Annotated in this window: 1 protein-coding gene; it reads right to left on the reverse strand. The window is 61.5% G+C overall.

Translation table 11 applies throughout. The features are described 5' to 3' along the window. Positions 1–88: 88 nt before the first annotated feature. The coding region (locus B4F73_RS09815; RefSeq protein WP_290481437.1) for a trypsin-like serine protease at positions 89–535 on the reverse strand (447 nt) is incomplete at its 5' end.

Raw genomic sequence — 535 nt, forward strand, 5'->3', positions numbered from 1 at the left:
TCCAGCTGAGCTACGGGTGCCTGCCGTTTGGAAGGCGGACACATACAGTGAGGAATCGGGGGATGCAAGCCTGTTTGCCACGCAACTGTCATTCCTCTGCAGTGGCGGCATCACCGGCAGGTGCAATCCCCGTTACAGCGCTGATCCAACCCGAATATGCGCTGACCCGCATATAGATTCCCGGACTGTCCGGCCGGGCACATCCCAGTCCCCAGCTCACCACGCCTATCTGGACCGGGCCATGCTCATAACTGCGCAGCATGAGTGGTCCGCCGCTATCGCCCTGACACGAATCCACGCCTCCTGCGCCCGCGCAGATCTGCGTCTGCGGATCTACCGCCACACCAGTCAGCTCGTCCTGCAACCCATACTCAGAAATGCGTGCGGCGGTTTGCTTCTGGCATGTCTGCGCATCGACCAAGGGCACATAGCCCTCCTGCAAAATCAGGCTCGGCGCGGTGACATGGCGACCCGTCCGACTGGTTCCAGCTTCGCTGCGAGCGGTTTCGCCAACCTTGCCATATCCTGCCACGAG

The organism is Hyphomonas sp. UBA3601 (assembly GCF_002375605.1).
In the GTDB taxonomy this organism is placed as follows: domain Bacteria; phylum Pseudomonadota; class Alphaproteobacteria; order Caulobacterales; family Hyphomonadaceae; genus Hyphomonas.